General features: G+C 70.1%; 15 protein-coding genes and 1 pseudogene. 5 read left to right on the top strand and 11 right to left on the bottom strand.

Going from position 1 to position 19,150, the window contains the following annotated elements; translation table 11 throughout:
- A partial coding sequence (locus GT354_RS39570; protein ID WP_161361203.1) for a VCBS repeat-containing protein occupies nucleotides 1-329 on the top strand: 329 nt, incomplete at its 5' end.
- Between the two features lie 994 nt (nucleotides 330-1,323).
- On the opposite strand, the gene GT354_RS39575 is transcribed toward GT354_RS39570, so the two are convergent.
- The 7 genes from GT354_RS39575 to GT354_RS39605 form a co-directional block, all read right to left on the bottom strand.
- On the bottom strand, nucleotides 1,324-2,709 hold the full coding sequence (locus tag GT354_RS39575; RefSeq protein WP_237535897.1) for an MFS transporter: 1,386 nt from the start codon (nucleotides 2,707-2,709) through the stop codon (nucleotides 1,324-1,326).
- Nucleotides 2,710-2,778: 69 nt separating this feature from the next.
- Nucleotides 2,779-4,512 (bottom strand): hydantoinase B/oxoprolinase family protein, encoded by a 1,734-nt coding sequence (locus GT354_RS39580; RefSeq protein ID WP_161361205.1) that lies wholly within the window; start codon nucleotides 4,510-4,512, stop codon nucleotides 2,779-2,781.
- On the bottom strand, nucleotides 4,509-6,623 hold the full coding sequence (locus tag GT354_RS39585) for a hydantoinase/oxoprolinase family protein (RefSeq protein ID WP_161361207.1): 2,115 nt from the start codon (nucleotides 6,621-6,623) through the stop codon (nucleotides 4,509-4,511). The genes GT354_RS39580 and GT354_RS39585 overlap by 4 nt, the downstream gene beginning before the upstream one ends.
- A gap of 97 nt (nucleotides 6,624-6,720) precedes the next feature.
- Nucleotides 6,721-7,887 carry a pyridoxal phosphate-dependent aminotransferase gene (locus GT354_RS39590; protein ID WP_161361209.1) on the bottom strand — a complete coding sequence of 389 codons (1,167 nt, stop codon included), beginning with the start codon at nucleotides 7,885-7,887 and terminating at the stop codon, nucleotides 6,721-6,723.
- A 362-nt stretch (nucleotides 7,888-8,249) separates the two neighbouring features.
- A complete protein-coding gene (locus GT354_RS39595) occupies nucleotides 8,250-8,963 on the bottom strand; it encodes a GntR family transcriptional regulator (RefSeq protein WP_161361211.1) in 714 nt (237 codons plus the stop codon).
- Nucleotides 8,964-9,477: 514 nt separating this feature from the next.
- On the bottom strand, nucleotides 9,478-10,356 hold the full coding sequence (locus GT354_RS39600) for an ABC transporter permease (protein WP_161361213.1): 879 nt from the start codon (nucleotides 10,354-10,356) through the stop codon (nucleotides 9,478-9,480).
- Nucleotides 10,353-11,366, bottom strand: a complete 1,014-nt coding sequence (locus GT354_RS39605; protein ID WP_161361214.1) for an ATP-binding cassette domain-containing protein — start codon at nucleotides 11,364-11,366, stop codon at nucleotides 10,353-10,355. The genes GT354_RS39600 and GT354_RS39605 overlap by 4 nt, the downstream gene beginning before the upstream one ends.
- 266 nt (nucleotides 11,367-11,632) lie before the next feature.
- On the opposite strand from GT354_RS39605, the gene GT354_RS39610 reads away from it, so the two are divergent.
- Nucleotides 11,633-12,391 (top strand): AraC family transcriptional regulator, encoded by a 759-nt coding sequence (locus tag GT354_RS39610; protein WP_237535898.1) that lies wholly within the window; start codon nucleotides 11,633-11,635, stop codon nucleotides 12,389-12,391.
- Between the two features lie 35 nt (nucleotides 12,392-12,426).
- On the opposite strand, the pseudogene GT354_RS39615 reads toward GT354_RS39610, so the two are convergent.
- Nucleotides 12,427-12,705, bottom strand: a pseudogene (locus GT354_RS39615) (ISAzo13 family transposase); the annotation flags it as partial.
- On the opposite strand from GT354_RS39615, the gene GT354_RS39620 reads away from it, so the two are divergent.
- Nucleotides 12,694-13,479, top strand: coding sequence for a hypothetical protein (locus tag GT354_RS39620; RefSeq protein WP_161361221.1), 786 nt, complete (start codon nucleotides 12,694-12,696; stop codon nucleotides 13,477-13,479). The pseudogene GT354_RS39615 and the gene GT354_RS39620 sit on opposite strands and share 12 nt — an antisense overlap.
- Before the next feature lie 261 nt (nucleotides 13,480-13,740).
- On the opposite strand, the gene GT354_RS39625 is transcribed toward GT354_RS39620, so the two are convergent.
- From GT354_RS39625 to GT354_RS39635, 3 genes are all read right to left on the bottom strand, one after another.
- Nucleotides 13,741-15,165, bottom strand: coding sequence for a M1 family metallopeptidase (locus GT354_RS39625; RefSeq protein ID WP_161361223.1), 1,425 nt, complete (start codon nucleotides 15,163-15,165; stop codon nucleotides 13,741-13,743).
- A 46-nt stretch (nucleotides 15,166-15,211) separates the two neighbouring features.
- Entirely contained in the window at nucleotides 15,212-16,126 is a 915-nt protein-coding gene (locus GT354_RS39630; RefSeq protein WP_161361225.1) for a M20/M25/M40 family metallo-hydrolase, read from the bottom strand.
- 489 nt (nucleotides 16,127-16,615) lie between these two features.
- Nucleotides 16,616-17,389, bottom strand: coding sequence for a BPL-N domain-containing protein (locus tag GT354_RS39635; protein WP_161361227.1), 774 nt, complete (start codon nucleotides 17,387-17,389; stop codon nucleotides 16,616-16,618).
- 151 nt (nucleotides 17,390-17,540) lie between these two features.
- On the opposite strand from GT354_RS39635, the gene GT354_RS39640 reads away from it, so the two are divergent.
- Together GT354_RS39640 and GT354_RS39645 are read left to right on the top strand one after the other, a co-directional pair.
- Nucleotides 17,541-18,194 carry a response regulator transcription factor gene (locus GT354_RS39640; protein ID WP_346012382.1) on the top strand — a complete coding sequence of 218 codons (654 nt, stop codon included), beginning with the start codon at nucleotides 17,541-17,543 and terminating at the stop codon, nucleotides 18,192-18,194.
- The coding region (locus tag GT354_RS39645; RefSeq protein WP_161361231.1) for a histidine kinase at nucleotides 18,191-19,150 on the top strand (960 nt) is incomplete at its 3' end. The genes GT354_RS39640 and GT354_RS39645, both read left to right, overlap by 4 nt.

Raw genomic sequence — 19,150 nt, forward strand, 5'->3', positions numbered from 1 at the left:
TCGCCGGCACCGGTTGGAACAATCTCGACCAACTCACCGGCGGCGACTACAACGCCGACGGGAGAGCCGACATCGCCGCCGTCGGCAAGGGCGACGGCGCCCTGTACATCTACCCGGGCAACGGCGTGGGCGCCCTCGACGCCGCCACGATCGCCGGCTCGGGGTGGCACATCATGCGGACCATCGTCAGCGGCGACTTCAACGGCGACGGTAGGACCGACCTGGATGCCGTCCAGGCCCGACAAGGTGCCACCGGCGACATGTACTTCTATCCCGGAACCGGCCACAGTACCTTCGGGAACCGAGTCGGCGTGGGAACCGATTGGTGAGCCCGGGCGGTGAACGCAGCCGCATGGTCGCACCGTCCTTCCGGCGACTCCGGAGCGGGAGGCTTCGACGCCTGCCGACGTAGTGGGCCTGGACGTGTCGAAGGGCGGGGACAACCACCCCCGCCCTTCGACACGTACGCGGCAGCCGGCAACACCCCCACCACCACCCCCCTGCCGAGGTAGACCACCCAGGGCGAGACCGCGCCGCGACCCCTCCATCGTGAGTCGGCGGTTCACCGGCGCAGGGAGGTGTCGTCGACCGGGTCGACGGCCGCGAGCAGGTGCACCGTCTCGGCGATTCGCCCGAACCCGGCGAATGCCTGCCCAACGGGGGTGGGTCGTCAGCCCTGCAGCCGAACACCCGCAGAGGTTGTACACACGCACATGGTTGGTCACCAACGAGCCGGCCACGCGCTGCATGTCTGGCCACCAACCCCACACTCGCGACCCTGAGAGCGCACCAGCGGACCAGCGGATTCGACGCGTCGAAGACGCCGACCCGCAAGGCGGCGTGAAGTGGTCGGACGGACTCGGTCGGTGAGACGACCTCCCCGCCCGGGGTCGAACCCGGCGACCTCAGCGAGTGACCGACATGGCGGGTGCGAGGTCGGCCGGGGAGGGCCTCCCGCGGTTGCCCCTCTCCCGTGTTCCGCGCCCTCACACCCGCCGTCGACGTTGCGTGCATCGCGGGCGGCGGGAACCCTCCGCCTCCATACGAACTACTACCGACTCCTCGGCCTACGCGAACACGCGCCGCAGGTATGCGGGGCGCGGTAGCGCGACGGGCCCGCGTACAACGGGAGCGGAAAGCGTCTGCAACGAAGAACTCGTCGGGCAAGCCCTGAAGGGTCGCCGCCGGCGCGCGGCTCCGTGCGGGCGAAGACCACGTGGATGCCGCGTGCTCGGGCTCGGGGGAGCAGCGACTGCATGGGAGCCGGCGGTGCCCGATCGAACGTGTGGTTCGCCAGGAGGCCGGTCCGTATGTCGCGGACGATCAGGGCAGTGGTGCGTCCGTTCGCGTGACCTTCTCCGTGGGGTCGGTCCGAGGCAGTGGGTCTCGGGCCGTGGTCCGTTCCGTCTTGCGGCCCGCCGTCAGCAGGATCACCAGACCGATGGTCATGATGAGGGCGATGAGCAGGAGGGCGTACGTGAAGTCGCCGGTGGCGTCCTCGATGGCGCCGGTCAGATAGGGGCCGATGAAGCCGCTGACGTTGCTCACCGAGTTGATCAGTGCGATGCCGGAGGCGGCGGCGGCTCCGGTCAGGCACAGCGGCGGCAGCCGCCAGAACTGTGCCATGGCCGTGTAGATGCCGGAGACACTGACGCAGAACGCCGCGACGAACAGGACGCCGTCGTGGACGAAGGTGGCCAGCAGCAGGCCCACGACTGCGAAGGCCAGGGGTACCGCGGTGGAGAACACCACGGTCCGGCGCGCCGCCGACTTCGCCCAGACGAGCATGACGATGATGGCGACCGCCGACGGGATGGCGGCGAGCAGCACGCTGGTGACGTTCGAGGTCGCGGAGTCGTGCCCGGTGAAGGTGGAGATCATCGTCGGCAGGAAGAAGGCGATGGGGTACAGGCCGAAGACGATGGCGAAGAAGACGACGGCGAGCATCCACACCCGAGCGCTGAGGAGCGCCTGACGGACGTCGGTGAGCGCGCCGTGGGCGTTGTGTTGGGCGGTTTCCAGGGTCAGTCGCCGCTGGATGGCGTCCTTTTCCTCCGGCGTCAGCCACGTGGCGTCGGCGGGTCGATCCGGCAGGAATCGGTAGATGACGAGACCGGACACGATCGTGACCAGGCCCTCGACGAGGAACAGCGACCGCCATCCGGTGAATCCGGTGAGCTGTTCGCCCCAGGACAGCATGCCCGCGGCCAGGGGCGAGCCGATGATGCCCGACAGGGGAATCATGAGGAAGAAGGTCGACATGGCCCACGCGCGTTGTCTTCGGGGGAACCAGAAGGTCATGTACAGCAGGATCCCGGCGGCGAGCCCGGCCTCGGCGAAGCCCAGCAGGATTCTCATCGCGTAGAACTGGCCGACGTTCCGCACGAGCGCGGTTCCCATGGTGACCAGACCCCAGGAGACCAGGATCCTGGTGATCCATTTCCGGGCCCCGAACCGGCTGAGCATCATGTTGCTGGGGATTTCCACCAGGATGTAGCCGAGGAAGAACAACGCGGAGGCCAGGCCCACCTGTCCGGTGGTCATGCCGAGGCTTTTCTTGAGCGGCTGTGCCACGTAGCCGAGGTTGGCACGGTCGATGTAGCTCATCACGTAGGCGAGGCCGATGAGCGGGATGATGCGGATGCCCACCTTGCGCCATACGCGGCGCATGACGTCGTCTGTCTCCGCGGGGGCAGTGGCCTCGGCCATGTCGGGGTCCTCTCGGTGAGCCGTTCCCAGGGCGCTGAGGAGTGAAGCGGTGAGTGTTGGGGTCACCCGCTAGCGACGCGGATCGGCCCGGCGGCGGCGTGTCGCGGCGGCGTCGACGGCGCCGGCGGGGGTGATGACCACTCCGTAGCCGTGTGCTGCGCCGGCGCGGGTGACCTTGTCGTCGAGTACGTCCTGCAGGACGCGGTCCGGGTCCCGAGTGAAGGGGTCGCCGTGTCCGCCTCCGCCGGCGGTGACGTGCCGGTGGCGGTCGCCGGCGGTGAGGGTGCGGACCACCTTGGCCGGGAGTTCCTGCTCGTGGGGGGTGTGCGGGTTGAGGATGTTGGAGGACGCGGTGCCCGGGGATCCTCCCTGGAGGCCGTAGGGCAGGTGTGTGCGTCGGTCCGAGCGGATCTGTACCGAGACCGTGGGGGCGAGGATCGTCATGTCACGGAAGGTGGACAGGCCACCGCGCCAACGGCCGGGGCCGCCGGTGTCGGGCAGGTAGCCGTAGCCGTCGATGCGTATCCGGCCGGACTGTTCGAGTTCCTCGACCGGGACGTTGGCCAGGTTGGCTCCGAGCGGACTGATGCCGTCCACGCCGTCGCGATCGGGGCGCCCTCCCCAGGCCCCGCAGAGGATGTCCCACAGGACGCTGGTGGTTCCGTCCTGGGCGGTGATGCCGATGGCCACCGAGTCGGGGCCGCCGTCGCCTGCGGCCGGGACCCGGTCGGGAAAGACGGGGGCCAGTGCGCCCAGGACGGCGTCGATGATGCGGTAGGCGACCAGGCCGCGGGCGCCGCGGGCCGATGGCCGTCGGCCGTTGAGGATGGATGCCTGGGGAATGGTGAAGGTGAAGGGCCGGTAGAAGCCGCTGTTGGCGGGGATGTCGGAGCCCAAGGCGCCTTGGACGGCCGCGAAGGAGGCGGATCGGGTGAAGGACGCGGTGGCGTTGAGGGCCGAGGCGACCTGGGGAGAGGATCCGGTGAAGTCCAGGTGCAGGGTGTCGCCGGCGATGGTGACGGTGACGCGGATGGGGATGGGCGGCGAGCCCAGGCCGTCGTCGTCGATGAAGTCCTCGAACGGGTAGGCGCCGTCGGGGGCTTGGGCCAGCGCGGCGCGCAGCAGTGTCTCGGAGTGGTCCAGAAGTTCCTCGTTGAGGGCGTTCAGACCGTCGGTGCCGTGGCGTTCGGCGAGTTCTCTCAGTCCCTCGCCGCCCGCGTGGCAGGCGGCGAGTTGTGCTTCCAGGTCGCCGCGCAGCAGCTCGGGCTCGCGCACGTTGCGCAGGACGAGCGCGAGGAAGGTCTCGTTGAGGATGCCCGCGTCGTACAGCCGGGACGGCGGGATCTGCACGCCCTCCGCGAAGATGCTGGTGGACTGCACCGCCATGGAGCCGGCGGCCCAGCCGCCCACGTCCACGTGGTTGACGACGGTGACCGAGTAGCCGATCGGGTCCGGGCCGGTGGTGAACACCGGGGCGATGGCGAAGATGTCGGGCAGGTGCATGCCGCCGAGGTCGGGATCGTTGAGCAGGTAGACGTCGCCCGGACGTACGCAGTCGCCGAAGGCGTCCAGTACGGCGCTCATCGCCTCGGGGATGGAACCCAGGTGCACCGGACAGGTGTTGGCCTGCGCGATCACCCGTCCGAAGGCGTCGCACAGCGCGGCGGAGAAGTCCATGCTGGAGGCGACGATCTGGGAGTGGGCGGTGCGCAGGATGGTGATCGCCATTTCGTCGGCGAGTCCGGTGATCGCGTTCCGGTAGACCTCGAAGGTGGCGGCGTCGCTGATCGGGCGTGGGCTCATGAGGACGCCTCCGGGGCGGTGGTCTGCCAGCTGATGACGATGTTGTTGAAGCGGTCGCGGTGGGCGGTGGCGCCCGGTGGCACCAGGGTCGTGGAGTCCATGTCCTCGACGACCAGGGGGCCCGGCCTGGGTCGAGTCGACAGCGCGGCGCGGGTGACGACCGGGGTCGGCTCGGTGTGCTCGAATCGGCACGCCCGGGTCGTCTCGGGGCGCGAGGCCGACATCGGCAGGTTCAGGAGGTGCTCGATGCCGACGGGGTTGTGCACCCGTCCGCGTACGCGGAGGTTGACGATTTCCACGAGCTCGTCGGTGCCGCACCGGCCGTACGTGCGCTGGTGTTCGGCGTGGAACCCCTGTCGAGCGGCGGCCATCAGGTCGTCGTCCAGGGGACCGTCGGGGACGGTGACGGACAGCTCGAAGCGCTGGCCGCGGTAGCGCATGTCGAGGATCCGATGCACTTGGGGGTGTGCCGTGGAGTCGGCGTCGAGCAGGGCCTCGGTGACGTCCTTGGCCATCCGGTCGAACTCCGCGCCGAGCAGGTCCACCGTGTCCAGGTCCGGGCGGTAGGGCGCGACCGCCTGCCGTTCGGTGTCGGCGACGAGAAGTCCCAGACTGCTGAACAGCCCGGTGTACACGGGGACCAGGACCGTGTCGATGCCCAGTTCTCGGGCGATGGCCGCGCCGTACAGGGGCCCGGCGCCGCCGAAGGCCACCATGACCGCCTCCCGCGGATCACGCCCGCGTTCGCTGGTGACCGCCTTGACGGCCTTGGTCATGCTGGATGCCGCCACCTCATAGGCCCCCCGGGCGGCCGCGACGACGTCCAGGCCCAGGGCCCGGGCGATCGGGGCGATGGCTTGTCGGGCCAGGTCCGCCCTGATGGGCACCCGCCCGCCGGCGAGCGCCTGTTGGCTGAGGTAGCCCAGGACCACGTTGGCATCGGTCAGTGTGGGGCTGGTCCCTCCGTTGCCATAGCACGCCGGGCCCGGGCGGGAGCCGGCGCTGTCGGGTCCCACGCGCAGGGATCCGGCGACGTCGGTGGAGATGATGCTTCCCCCGCCCGCACCGACTTCCGCGATGTCGATGGAGGGCACGCGCAGCGGGTATCCCGCGCCCTTGCCCAGGGCGCGGGTGATGTTCATGCCCCCACCGACCTCGTAGTCGCCCACGACGAACGGCTCCCCGTGCTCGACGAGGGATGCCTTGGCGGTGGTGCCGCCCATGTCGAAGCCGACCACGGAGTCCAGGCCCATGAGCCGGGCAAGCTTCTGCACGGCGATGACACCGGCGGCGGGCCCCGACTCGATGATCCGCACCGGCTGCCCCACCACCGAGGCCGCGTCGAGGAGGCCCCCGCCGGACTGCATGATCATCAAGGGCGCGCGAACGCCCGCCGCCCGCAGGCCCTCACCGAGTGCCGTGACGTAGTCGTGGACCTGGGGTCCCACATAGCTGTTGACGACCGCGGTACTGGTGCGCTCGTACTCCCGCATCTGCGGCGTGATGTCCACCGAGGCGGTCACATACGTGCCGGGCAAAAGGGCCCGTAGTTCGGCGGCGACACGCATCTCCTCCCCGGGGCAGGCGTGGGAGTTGATCAGACACACCGCCACCGCCTCGATGCCCGCGGCCCGGATCCGGTCGGCCACACGGGCGAGTTCGACCGTGTCCGCGGGCGGTTCGAGGTGCCCGTCGGCGGTGATGCGCTGGTCGAGTTCGAAGCGGTGGCGTCGGGGAACGAGTGGGGTCGGCGGCTGCCAGGACAGGTCGTACAGTCGGGGGCGGCGCAGGCGTCCCAGTTCCAGGACGTCCCGGAATCCCCGCGTGGTCACCAAGGCGGTCCGTGCTCCGCGCAGTTCCAGGATCGCGTTGGTGGCCACCGTGGTCGCGTGCAGCATCGCCTCGACCCGGCTCGGGAGCGCGCCTGCCTCCGCCAGCGCGAGCCTGGTTCCCTCGAGGACGCCGCCGCCGAAGCCCGGCGGTGTGGAGAGAACCTTGACGGGGACGACCCGGCCGTCCGGCCCCAGGGCGATGACATCGGTGAAGGTGCCTCCGATGTCGGCGGCGACGCGCCAGCTCTCGCTGTGATCGGGGTGGGTGGTTCCTGACACGTTCGGCTCCTTCGGAGGCTGCCCCGTGGGGCTTTCCGCTCGATTCCCGCACACCGATCGCCGGTGACTGGGATGACCATAGGAGAACTCTGAGATCTCAGCAATGCCGACGAGATCCCCTGTTGCCGGGGATGTCCGCCCTCCGCGCGGTCAGCGCCGCGAGCCGCCGTCCCACCTCCTCGAGGTCGGCTGCGGACCCGCCGTACAGCATGCGGACATGCGTATCGGGTCCGGCGAAGGCGTCCCCGGCGAGGGCCGACAGGCCGTGGTCCAGCAGCAATTGCTCCAAACGACGTCCGCGAACGCCCAAGGGGGTGCAGTCGACGAAGACGAACACGCCGGCGTCGGGCCGGACCGACTCCAGGCCGGCACTCCGTAGACCGTCGCGAAGGATGTCCCGCCGGGCCCGCATGGTCGCGAACTCTCGTTCGATCCAGTGCTGCGGGCCGGTCATGACGGCATGCGCGGCGGCCTGCGCCACGTCGCCGACGTTGATGGCGTCCCACTCGAAGGCGCGATGAATGGGCTCCAGCAGATGGGCCGGGGCGTTCACGTACCCGACCCGCCAGCCGGTGAAGGCGAAGTTCTTGCTGAGGCTGGTCACCGTGACCAGGTCGCGATGGTGATCACGGAGCAGCATCTGTGGCACGTAGCCGGGCCCGTCCCACACATAGCGCTCGTAGCACTCGTCGGAGAAGACGGTCAGCCCCGAGCGGGCGGCGATGTCCAGCAGTCGGCCCAGCGTCTCGTGGCTCGGTACCCAGCCGGTCGGATTGTTGGGATTGCAGATCAGCAGGGCGCGGGTGGCGGGGGTGACGGCGGCCGCGACGGCCTCCGGGACGTGATCCCATCCGGCGTCCTCGTCGGAGGGCACATATACCGGCCGGGCTCCCGCCATGCGGATCATGCCGTCGAAGAAATAACTGGGAGCGGGGACCAGGACCTCGTCGCCGGGCGACAGGAGTGCCCGCAGGGCCACGCTCATCCCGTGCTGGGCGCCGTGGGTGATCAGCAGCTCGTTCTCCGGGTCCACCACCACCCCGTGTACGGCCTCCAAACGCGAGGCGATCGCCCGGCGAAGCTCGGCGGAGCCGCGGCTGCGCCGAGGAAACACCTCTCCCGCGGCCGCCCGCGCCGCCTCCACGACGTGCTCGGGCATGGGCAGCATCGGCACGCCACGGAAGGCAACCGCCGCCACACGGCCCGGCGTTGCCGTCCGAGCGCGGTCGGCGAGTTCGAGAGCAGGCAGACGTTCCAACTTCATCGGATACCCCTCGCGGAACTTGGTCGACGGGCGTGGCCCCGGCCGAGGTGACTGACGGAAACAAGGCCAAGGCCATTGAGATCACTATAATTCCGTCTGAGATCTTAGATGGGTGCGCACAAGATCCTGCACCTTTCGGTGTCCTCGGAAAAAGCGAACCCATCGTCATCGGAAAAGACGAACCCTTGCTGCGGGACGCTTGGTGACGCACCGTGTCTCCGGCTTCCTGATCTCCGTCGCATGGACTGGATTGCGGCTCTGAGATCTCTGAACTGCCGTCTAAGATCTCTTCTCTCCAGCACACCACTCGGCCGGGCATCTGTCAACGCTCGGGGAGCGCGGGACGAACCGTTCTCCCGAGTTCAGGTCAGGGTGATGCTGAACTCGGCAAGGGACGCCAGCGATACCAGCTGGTCGATGATCTGCTCCTGGGAAGTCTGCGTTCTCGCGCACATGGCCGCACGGGCCGCGGCGGGGTCCCGGTCTCCGATGGCGCGGAGGATCTCCTGCCGCTGGTGCGCGGAGGACGTCGAGAAGGGAAGCGATCTCAGCGTGATCCGCAGGACTCGCTCCAACTCGTCGAGGGCCCGGATGATCGCCCCGGCCAGCATGTCGTTGCCGCATCGGTTCGCGATGATCGCGTCGAACTCCAGGCCGGCCCGAAGGAACGCATCGATGCCGGCTTGGTCACCGCTCCCGTAGGTAACGGACAGGAGCTCTTCCATCCGGGCAAGATCGCCTTGCGGGCAACCGAGTTCCGCCGCGAGACCGGCGGCCTCGACCTCCAGCAGGCGACGAAAGGCGCAAAGATCCCGCGTCCCCTTGAGAGTCACCGGAAGGATGCGGTAGCCCGAGCGAGGAAGTGCCTGGACCAAGCCGTCCCGCTGCAGCCGAGTCAGCGCCTCGCGCACGGGCATGACGCCGGCGCCGGCCCGATGCACCAGGATCGACTTCGTGACATGGGCTCCCGGCGCGAGATCGAGCTCGATGATCTGACGTTTGATCGTGGCATACGCGCGCCCGGTGGCACTCAGGCTCGGGTGGTCTTCACTCAGGATGGCCGGCAGATACTTCACACGTCATCGTAGCCCGATGAGGATCTCACTTCCGTTTTCCGGAGATCTCAGCCGACTCATCGGACACTCCGACCGTTCCGCAGCGGATGCCGCTTCGCCTGCAGCGCGCCCGCCGCACCTGCCGCACCTGCCGTTCCCGATGTCCTGGGAACGCCACCGCTCCGCACCATTCCAACCGCTCCAGCAGCCCGACGCGCGCCGCAGGCCGATCAAGCGGGCCACCCATGCCGGTCGCCGACCCATTGCCCGAGCGGGTAGGACGGTCCCGGTCCGGGTGCCGTAGTCGATGCTCTCCGGCGCGACCGCGGACGTGGGCGGAACTGCGCGGGGGTGGGCTCGACTTCGCGGGCTCCTGACACGATGCGGCCGGCGGCCGGGCGATGCTCACCGCCGACGGGCGATTCGTCGCGAACGGCCTGCCCGGCTTGCGGTGGCGGTGGGCCGACCCGCAGCACCTCCCCGCACCGATCGGCGCGCGAGCGCTGGTCGGGGCGGGGCAGGTGGACGTTGGTGGTCAGTCCGTGGCGCGGCGTCGGTAGAGGGTGACGGCCAGGGGGACGAAGACCGTCAGGAGCGCGATCGACCAGAGGAATGTGGCATAGACGGGGTGTTGCATGGGCCACGCGTCGATCGAGGCCGAAGGGTTGGGGTTGCCGAGCAGTTCCCGGGCGGCTGCGGGGACGGCGCTGATCGGGTTCCAGGTGGTGACGTCGCGCAACCAGGGCGTCATGTGCTGCGTGGGAACCAGGGCGTTGGACACGAAGACGACCGGGAACAGGAGAAACAGACCCAGGGCTTGGGCGGTTTCGGCGCCCTTGCTCGCCAGACCCAGGCAGGCGCATCCCCATGACAGGGCATAGGCGATCAACAGGACCAGGCCGAAGGCCGCGATCGTGTTGCCGACGCCGTTGTGGGGCGACCAGCCGATGGCGAAGCCGGTGGCGGCGACGATGCCGGCGCCGACGATCGCGGTCGGCAGGTCGGTGATCGAGCGGGCCGGCAGTACGGCCGGCCGCCACATCGGCAGGGTACGGAAGCGGTTGACGACGCCGGTGTTGACATCCGTGCTCAGTCCGACGGCCGTGCCGACGGTGGCGGTGATCTGGTTGAGGACGAGCATGCCGGGCAGGGCGAACTCGTGGTAGTCACCGCCGTCGGGCAGTACCACTCCCGCGCCGAAGACGTAGACGAGCATCAGGGTGAACAACACCGGCTGGATGGTGACATCGGACAGTTGCATCGGTTCGCGAGAGATGTGGACCAGATTGCGCCGGACCAGTGTGAGTACGTCCGAGAACATGCGCAATGGGCCGTGGGGCCGGGTCGCTGCGGTCGGCAGCGTCGCCGCCTTGCCGGTGGGCAGGGTGACGTTGGTGGTCGTGGTGGTGCTCATGCCCGCGTCACCTGCGATTCCGGGTCGAGCCGCCGCCCCGCAGGCGATGGAAGGTCGTCTCTGCCGGGCTGCTCTTGGGTCGGATGGCCGGTCAGGGCGAAGAACACGTCATCGAGCGACGGCGGGTGGACCTCCACGTCGTCGACGCCGATCGCCGCCTCGACCAGGACCCTTACCACCGCGCCGGCCAGTCCCGGACGGGCGTCCACCGGTGCTCGCAGCTGTCGCCCGTCCCGGCTCACCGTGACGTCCCCGGCCGCGAACCGGCTCAGCAGACCGGCTGCCTCGGGATGGGCGGTGGTGACGGTGACGCGGAGGTGGGCGCCGCCGACCCGAGCCTTCGGTTCGGCCGCCGTCCCTGCGGCGATCACCCGCCCGTGGTCGACGACGACGATCCGGTCGGCCAACTCGTCGGCCTCGTCCAGGTACTGCGTCGTGAGCAGCAAGGTGGCGCCGTCGGCGACCAGTTCGCGTATCACGCCCCACATCGGGACCCGGCTGGTCGGGTCGAGCCCGGTGGTGGGCTCGTCCAGGAACAGCACCGGCGGTCGGGTCACCAGTCCTGCGGCCAGATCCAGGCGGCGGCGCATCCCACCTGAGTACCCCTTCACGATCCGGTTGCCCGCTGGGGTCAGTTCGAAGCGGTCCAGCAGGGCCTCGGCCAACCGCCGGGAGTCGCCGTGGCGCAGTCCGCTCAGGCGGCCGATCATCACGAGGTTCTGCCGACCGGTGAGCATGTCGTCGAGAGTGGCGTCCTGGGCCGTGACGCCGATCTTGGCCTGCACCGCCTTGGTCTCACGAACCACGTCGTGGCCGGCCACCCGCGCCCATCCGGCGTCCGGCGCGGTCAGTGTGGACAGCATCCGCACCGTGGTGGTCTTGCCCGCCCCATTGGGGCCGAGTACCCCCAGCACGGTCCCGGCCGGGACCTCCAGGCTCACCCCGGCCACCGCCTCGGTCTTCCCGTATCGCTTGACCAGGCCCTCGGCCTCGATCATCAACTCGCTCACCAGGTTCTTCCTTTTCATGCGCGTTCGGTTCGGAGGCGGGCTCGGACCCCGGCGACACCCCGTATTGGGACGCTAGGCCGGTCGGTGTGCGCATGGCGGCCGATCGATACCCCGAAACGGCCGACTCGACCGAGGTTCCGAGCCCCCGGGTACGACGACGGGACAGGATCGACCCCATGAGCAACTCGCACCACACGCCGGCGACGTCACACGAGCCGGTACGGACCGCATCGCCGACGTCGCCCGGGTCGCCGGGGTCACCTATCTTGAGCATCGACCGGGGAGAATCCGGGCCGCTCGCACCCTTCTTCGTGGAGACGCACTCCCACCCCGCACCCATCCTGATGTGGACCTCGACCGCGACGGTGACCGTCGGCACCCTGGCACGCGACTGGCTGATCCCGCCCGGCTACGGGCTGTGGATCCCCGGCGGGATCGAACACGCCGGGAGTGTGCTGCACGCCGGAGAAGGATCGCTGATCGTCTTCGCCCCCGACCACTGCCCGATCACCTGGTCCGAACCCACCGGCGTCTCGATCGGACCACTGCTGCGCGAACTCATCGCGCACCTGGACCGGACCGGGCCGCAGGACCCGAGCCGACCGCACGCCGAGGCGCTCATGTTCACCCTGCTCGTGCCGCTACCCACCCACGACATCCACGTGTCCGTGCCGACCGACCCGCGGGTACGCGCCATCGCCGAGCAGATCGTCGCCGACCCCGCCGACCCGCGCGAACTCGCCGCCTGGGCCGACCATGTGCACGCCGGAGTCCGAACCCTGTCGCGGCTGTTCCGCAGCGAAACCGGACTGAGCTTCGCCCACTGGCGCACGCAGGTGCGCATCCGCGCCGCCGTCCAGCTATTGGCCGGCGGTGCCTCGGTCAACGCCACCGCCCGGGCCGTCGGGTACCGCAAACCCAGTGCGTTCATCAACGCCTTCCGCCGCATCACCGGCCAGACTCCGGGCACCTACACGCACACCGACACCACGAACGCCCCCGACCCGCCACCCACACCCTCCTGATCACCAGGCTGAGCGCCGGGCGAGACGAGGACCCGCCGGGACAGCTCGATGGCCAGGTTCCGCAGCGACTTCGTCGTCCAGCGCAGCGGAGACATCGGGTCACCACGCTCGTCCGGCCCGACCAGCGCCGTGAACGCCGGAACAAGCTGCGGATCCACGACCTCGGCCCGCATCCGACCGCCACCGGAGCGCCGTACACGCCTCTCGGGCAACGGCCCCTCCCGCCCTCGGAGTTCGAAGACGCCCTTGCGGACCATCATCTACGCCGACCTGACCCGTCCGCGCGACCAGACGCACGCCCCGTGACCAAGCAGCCGTGCCTCGGTCGCCGGAGCCAACCACTGCTGCTGCTCGTCCAGATGCGGGAGCGGGCCCGACGGGACGCCGTGACCAACGCCGCTATCGACGCGATCGACGTGGCCCGGCCGCTCACCGACGGCTTCGGCCGGCCGTCGATCTTCCTGATCAACCTGCCTGTGGGAGTAGTCGCGCTCGCGTTCGCCGCGCGCTTCCTGCCCGCCGATCCGGTCGGTTCCGGCCCCGCCCGCAGGCGGCTCGACATCCCCGGAGCGCTGACCGGGACGATCGGCCTCCTGGTCGTCGGCTACGCGATCGGCGCGCTCGCCGAACCGGACACGCGCACCCGCGCGTGGCTCCTGCTCGCCGCGGGGCTCGCCGTCCTCGCCGCCTTCGTGGCCGTGGAGCGGCGCAGCCCGTACCCCCTCGTACCGCCGCGCCTGTTCCGGATCCGCGAGGTGACCGGCTCGGCGGGGATCAACGCGCTCGTCGGGGCGGCGCACGTACCGGTCTTCGCGTTGGTCGAGTTGTACCTCCAGAATGTGCGCGACTACAGCCCGACCCGATCGGGCCTGGCCGTCCTCCCCGTGGCGGTGGTGAACATCGCGATCTCGCGCACCTCGTCCCGTACGCGCTCAAGCGCCTCGGTGCCCGCGGCATCCTCGCCCTGCTCGCCCTGGCCGGCACGGTCACCGAGGCCGCGGCCGGATCCCCCGCTGCGGCCTACGCCCAGGGCCTGCGCGCAGGCTTCGGCACCGCCGCAGCCCTCGCCGCCCTCGGCTGCCTCCTGACCCTGCTCCTGCTCCTGCTCCGCCCCGATCCGCGCCACAACCCCACGAACCAAACGAACGAGCCACAACCGAGACACAGTTGAGCGATCCCAAGTCGCCCCGGCCACGCCCGGGACGCCCCGGCAAGACCCCTGACCGGCCACGCCCGGGACACCCGGGCACGACCCCTGACCGGCCCCAGGCACGAGGACGGCGCGCACCCACGGAACAGGCTCCACCACCGGGACCGATGGGGGTCGGTTCCGTGGGTTCGCCCGCCGGTCAGCCGAGGCTTCCGGGGTACAGGTACTTGTGTTCCGGAACGGTGGTGCCGTGTACCCATGCCTCGAAGAATCCGTTCAGGTCCGGGCGGGCGGAGACCTTCTTCGCGAGGGCTTCGAACTGCGGCCAGGAGGCGTTGCCGTAGCGGTGCTCCTCCTGCCATCGGCGAAGGGTCGCGAAGAAGGCGGTGTCCCCGACAGTCCGGCGCAGCGCGTGCAGCATCATCGATCCCTTGTCGTACAGCGCCGAGTCCAACTCCTTGCCCGGGCCCGGGTTGTAGAGCCTCACCTTCCAGAAGTCCGGATTCGCCTTGCTCTGCTCCACCATGGCGGGGTAGAAGCCGGTGTCGAGGTCGGCGCCACTGTTCTCGTCCCACAGCTGGTTGGCGTACTGGGCGAAGCACTCGGCGAGACAGCCGTCGCGCCAGTCGGAGAACGAGACGCTGTTGCCGAACCACTGATGGGCGATCTCGTGCACCATCGAGGAGTCGAACATCATGCCGGTGTAGGTCGGTCGGCTCTGGGTCTCCAATGCGAGGGGACCGCCACCGGGCCCGCCGTTGTCGCTCACGACGATGCCGCCGGCCGAGGAGAAGGGGTACGGGCCGAACTTCGAGGCCAGGAAGCCGATGACGTCCGGCAACAGCGCCTCGGACGCGGGGTCGATCACGGTGCCGGGACTGTAGGCGTTGACGACCGGGGTGCCGTCGGCCAGTTGCGAGGTGTGAACGGTGAACTTGTCGATGGCGATGGTGCTGAGGTAGGTGGCGAGCGGCTTGTCCTCGTACCAGCGGAAGGTCTTTTGCCCCTTGGCAGGGGAAGTGGTCCGCCCGGGGCGCCCGTTGCCGATCACGGTCCAGGCGTCGGGGACGGTCGCGCTGAGCCGAAAGGTGGCCTTGTCGGACGGGTGGTCGTTGGCGGGGTACCACGCGGTGGCGGAATGCGGTTCGCCGGTCACGTTCACCCCGCCGCCGGCGAGGCGGTGCCAGCTCTCGCCGACGGGCTTGCCGGAGTAGCGGACGCGGATCGCGAATCGGGCACCCTTGGCGATCCGGCGGGCCGGGGTGACGACCAGTTCGTGTGCTCCGCTGCGTGAGAAGCTCTTGGCGCGGGTGCCGTCGACGGTGACCGAGGCGACTTCGAAGCCGTCCAGATCCAGGTTGAAGCGGTCGAGCCGACCGGTGGCCGTGGCGGTCACGACGGTGTCGCCGGTGAGGTGGTCGGGACGGGCCGGGTCGTAGGCCACGCGGACGTCGTAGTCGGAGACGTCGTATCCCCGGTTCCCGTCGTCGGGGAAGTACGGGTCCCCCACCCCGGACCCGTCGCTGCGGGCGGCGGCCGAGGAGGGCACCGCAGTCAGCAGTAGGCCGGCTGCCAGGATGCCCACCAGTGCCGAATGGCGGTGCCGTTGTGTCGTACTGCGCATCTGAGCTGCTCCCGGTCGTGGTTGCCGTGGTGGTCGAGGTCGGTGATCAGTGGGCGACGAGCTGCCGGGTCACGCCGAGTACGGCGTTGGCGCTGATGGTCTCGATCGCGGGGTCCACGTTGTCGATGCGGTCGCAGGCCGCGTGGTAGCAGTCGCCGAGACCGGTGGAGAAGCCGGAGACCGGGATTCCGGCGTCGCCGAAGGACTGGTGGTCCGAGCCGCCGATGCCGACGTCGAAGGTGGGCAGGCCCTTGGCCGCGAAGTACGCCTCGAACGTGTCCGTGGCCCCGGGCTCGTCGTGCACGACGAGCCACTGCTGCACGTTCCTGGTGCCGGTCATGTCGAAGTTGAGGTAGACGTCGATCTTCCTGCGCTGGGCGGCGGAGAGCTTGCGCACGTAGTCCTCGGAGCCGATCAGCCCCTGCTCCTCCGCACCCCACCACGCGAACCGCAGATGGCGCTTCGGCGCGACGCCCGCCCGCGACATCGCGACGGCGGTGGCGAGCACGGCGGCCGAACCGGAGCCGTTGTCACTCATCCCGGGCCCCGCCTCGACGCTGTCGAGATGGGCGCCGACGAGCACGACGTGGTCCGGGTCGCCCCCCGGCCAGTCGGCGACGAGGTTGTAGCCGAGGGCTCCGTTGTGCGTGAAGGGACGCAGGCTCGTGCGGAAGCCCGCCTTGTCCAGTACCCCCTTCACATACATCAGCGACTGCCGGAAACCCTTGCTGCCGTGGGCCCGGTTGCCTCCGTTGCGGTCCGCGATCGACTGCAACGCCCGCAGGTGAGACATGACCTGCTCCGTGGTGACGACCTGCTCCGTGGGGACGGCGGGCGGCTGCGGCGTCTTCGGCGCCGCGGGCTCGGTCGCCGCGACGGCGGGGACGGCGGGGACGGCGACCAGGACCGCACACAGGCCGATCGCCGCGGCCGTGCGTCGGATCCGGCTGGGTATCTCCATGCGGGACTCTCCCCCTGAGTGAAAGCGCGGACTGTTCCGGCGGGAAGCCGGCAGACGAGACTCGCGCAACGATGTCAGGAAACCGTCAGAAACCCGTGTGCGCAGGCCCTCGATCGCCAAGCGCGTGCGCGTCAGTGGTCGACCCCGAGGATGACCGGGAGGAGCAGGGCGCGCTGTGGCTGGTGCGCGCGTCGGCGTGTCCTCCCGGTCATGGTCCCGGCCGAAAGGACACGCTGCCGCTGCTCGCCGCCGCTTGCCCGGGGTCGCCGAACTTGGGCGTAGGGGCTGTCAGTCGGTGCGGAAGCCGACCATCACCGAGGCCGGGTAGCGGCGTGGGCCCGGGCGCCTTCGGCGAGGGGGAAGGTGCCGCAGACGTGGGCGCGGAGCCTGCCCCGGTGGCCGAGGACGGCGACGCCTGTGCCCGGCACGGTTTGATCCGGGTACGGCGTCGCCGTCGGGTTCACTCGGGTCGCAAGTTGCGAAACGCTCTCACCGTTGTCCGGCGGTTGCTTCGATCAGCTCGTAAGCCAGGTCGAAGCGGACGCCGTCGGGGTTGTGGAGTCCCTTCTCCGCGTACCAGGACTCGTCGGCCTCCGGGTGGGGGCCGCTCACGCCGACCCGGCCCTTGCCGTACGGGGCGACGACGACGGCGGCATCTCCGTTGGGATAGGTCGCCAGGACGTCGGCGCCCTTGTTCAGGAAGAAGGCGGGCCCGTCCTGGAAGTACATGTGCCGGGGCTTGCCCTTCCATGTCACCGGCACCACGGTGTCGCGCCCGTCGGGGACGGTGGTGTTCGGGGAGTCGATATACCCGTTGGTGTCGCCGGGCAGCAGGTCGAAGCCCGGGTTACGGCCCGCCAGGTAGCCGCCGAAGCACAGTCCCAGATAGCTGCCGCCCTCCCGGACCCACGTGCGGACGACCTCGGCGGAGCTCTTCAGGTCCCGCCAGGTCCGCTCCAGGTCGGAGCCGCCCCCCGGCTGCACGTACAGCTTCGCCCCGGCGAGGTCGGAAGCCTTCGGCGCGGCCTTCACGTACCTGACCCGGTAGTGCTGCGGCGCCTCACGCAGCACCTTGGCTATCGCCGGCGCGCAGTCGGGGCAACCCTGCGGCCCGTCGTAGATCACCGCGAGGGGGCCCTCGGCGGGCTGTCGCTCCCCGGCAAACGAAGACGGGGCGCAGCCCACGGCCAGCAAGGTGGCGATCACGAGGACGGAGACGAGGACGGAGACGAGCGGGCGATGAGCGAGGGTTCGGTGGGCCATGACACCAGCCTCCCGCTCCACGGCCGGTGCCCGGTACCTGCCGGTCGGCGGGGATGCCTCCCCCGACCGGCGGGACTTCTCCGTCCGTGCGACCGGCCGGAACGTACCGGCTGTAAGGTCGGGTTGTGACGATGTAGAGGGGGCCGTGTACGTGATCCGGGCCGTGGTGGTCGACGACGAGGCGCTCGTGCGCTCCGGCTTCCGGCTCATCCTCAACGCCGCCGAGGACATCGAGGTCGTCGCCACCGCCACCGGCGGCGAGGCCCTCGCCGTCGTACGGAAGTTCGAGCCCGCCGTCGTTCTCCTCGACATCCGCATGCCGGACGTGGACGGCCTCACCGTCCTGCGCGAGCTGCGTGCGCTACCCGGCCCGCGGCGGCCCGCCATCGCGATGCTGACAACTTTCGATACCGACGAGTATGTCCTGGCCGCCCTCGACGCCGGGGCCGCCGGCTTCCTGCTCAAGGACACCGATCCCGCCCTGCTCGCGCAGGCGGTGCGGACACTCGCCGGAGGCGGCGTCGTGATGTCGCCGAAGGCGACCCGTTCCCTGCTCGGCAGTCACCCCGGCACAGGAGAGGCCGACGAGGGCACCGTCCGGGTCGGACGGCTCTCCGAGCGGGAACGGGACGTGCTCGTGCTGGTCGCCGAGGGGCTCTCGAACGCCGAGATCGGGGACCGGCTCCATCTGAGCGGCGGGACGGTCAAGGACCACGTCAGCGCGATCCTCACCAAGCTGGGGGTCGGTGGCCGCGTCCAGGCAGCGCTGCTCGCGCAGCGGGCGGGGCTGCTTGAGCGGCGATGAACAGGATCCCCGCCGCACTCGTCGACGCCGGCCTGGTCGTCCTGGCCGGGTTCGACCTCTGGCTCAACCTGGGTGACGACACCCCGTTCGGCCTTGCCCTCGGAGTTCTCACCTGCGCGGCGCTGCCCCTGCGCCGCCGCTTCCCCCTTTCCGTCTTCCTTCTCTGCCTCCCCGGCTCCCTCGTTCAGGACGTCCTCGTCGCGCCGGTCGCCGCGCTGTACACCCTCGCCGCAGGCACCCGCGACCGGCGGCTGCTCGCCCTGTACGTGGCCCTCTTTGCGCTCTTCACCGCCGCCCCCTGGCCGCTGACGGACTTCGCGGGCAAGGAGCGCACCTGGACGCTGGTCACCTTCGTCTACATGCTCGCGATGGCCGCCGCCCCCATGCTGCTGGGCCGGCTCCTCCAGACCCGGCGGGACCTGCTGGTGCAGCTGGCGGAGACCGAGGCGGCCCGGGAGCACGAGCGGGAACTGCACGCACAGGCCGTCCTCGCCCGCGAACGAGCCCAGCTGGCCCGGGAGATGCACGATGTCGTCTCGCACCAGGTGAGCCTCATCGCCGTACAGGCGGGGGCGCTCCAGGTCGCCACCGCCGGCGACGAGGTCCACGAGGCAGCCCGTACGATCCGCACACTCAGCGTCGAAACCCTCGATGAGCTGCGCATCATGATCAGCCTGCTCCGCGCCTCCAGCGGCGGCACCACGGAGCTTGCCCCGCAGCCCACCCTCGCCGACCTGCGCCGCCTGGTCCACGGCAGCGGCTTGGACGCCGGGCTCACCGGCGAACTCCCCGCCCCGGATGCTGTTCCCGCCCCGGCTCAGCGCGCCCTCTACCGCACTGTCCAGGAGGCGTTGACAAACGTGCGCAAGCACGCCCCCGGTGCCGCCGCGAGGGTCGAGCTCTGGCACGACGGCCCGGCATTCGGTGTCACCGTCACCAACGGCCCCCCGGCCCGC

Source organism: Streptomyces sp. SID3343, from assembly GCF_009865215.1.
Lineage (GTDB): Bacteria > Actinomycetota > Actinomycetes > Streptomycetales > Streptomycetaceae > Embleya.